This window comes from Solitalea agri (genome assembly GCF_023914155.1).
Taxonomy (GTDB): domain Bacteria; phylum Bacteroidota; class Bacteroidia; order Sphingobacteriales; family Sphingobacteriaceae; genus Solitalea; species Solitalea agri.
In genome coordinates this window covers 1-1,406 of sequence record NZ_JAMWYS010000023.1, presented here as the reverse complement: position 1 = coordinate 1,406, position 1,406 = coordinate 1, and the positions used below count along the sequence as shown (strand labels likewise).

General features: G+C 50.0%; 1 protein-coding gene. It reads right to left on the bottom strand.

From position 1 onward, the window contains the following. Nucleotides 1-1,406 (bottom strand): tandem-95 repeat protein (locus tag NF867_RS04710; RefSeq protein WP_252586445.1); only part of this gene is annotated, 1,406 nt, incomplete at both ends.

Genomic DNA, 1,406 nt, shown 5'->3' with positions numbered 1-1,406 from the left:
GCATCATTGACCGGATTTATACTAATATTCACTGTAATGAGGGCGGTGCCGCCATTGCCATCGCTCACCGTGGCCGTAAACGTATCAGTACCGTTATAATTCGTATTAGGCAGATAGGTGAACGAACCATCGGCATTTACAATAACGGTTCCATTGGCCGGATCGGTGGTTTTGCTGAACGTGAGTGCATCGCCGTCGGCATCAGTGGCGATTAACTGATCTTCAACCGGCGTGTCTTCATTGGAAACATAGTTTACCGGAGAGCTTGCTACAGGTGCATCATTCACCGGATTGACGGTAATGGTGACGGTTTGTTCCTGGCTGCACAGCTGAGGCAAACCATTATCACAGGCCTGGTAGCTAAAGGTAGCCGTGCCGTTAAAGTTTGCTGCAGGCGTAAAGCTAAAGCTGCCGTCGGCATTGAATACCAATGTTCCTACCTCCGCAGGTACATCATTTATTAAAACAGCGGTAAGTGCATCTCCATCTACATCACTGGCCACAGGGGTATCCGTAAGTACATTACCTGTTTGTGAACCGCCATCTTCATCCATGATATAGGTATGATCCTGGGTGACGGGTGCATCGTTTACAGGGCTAATGGTAAGGCTGACGATCTGCGAAACGGTGCCTCCCTTTCCATCAGATACCTGAATTTCAAAACTGTCGGTACCGTTATAATTTACAGCAGGCTGGTAGCTGAAAGATCCATCGGCTTGCAGCGTCAGGATTCCGTTTGCCGGTGGTGTCAGCGCGCTAAAGGTCAACGGATCTCCATCGGCATCCGTAGCCTTAAACACGCCTGTCAGCTCAGTGTCTTCATCGATGGTAAACGGACCGGCTGCCTGAATTACCGGCGCATCGTTCACCGGATTTACCAAAACATGCACATGAATCAGGGTGGTTGCCCCGGCGGCATCCTGAATCAACACCTGGAAATGATCATCCTGATTATAACCACCTGCCGGCGTATAGGTATATTTAATCGTACTGGTGGTGCCGCTAAGTGTTGGAGTATTGTCCAGCACTACCGTACCATGCGCAGACTGGGTTTCCAGAGTAAAACTCAACAATTCAGCATCGGCATCATCGGCTGTTAACTGCCCGTTGAAGACCACGTTCTCATCCGTAGTAATGGAGATCGGGCTCACAGCCGTTGGGGCATCATTGACGGGCACTACGGTTATGTTAACTGTTATTACCACTGCGCCGCCATTGCCATCGCTCACCGTAGCCGTAAACGTATCAGTACCGTTATAATTCGCATTTGGCAGATAGGTGAACGAACCATCGGCATTAAGGGTAACAGTTCCATTGGCAGGATCGGTGGTTTTACTGAACGTGAGTGCATCGCCGTCGGCATCGGCGGCGATTAACTGATCCTCAACCGGCGTGTCTTCATTGGA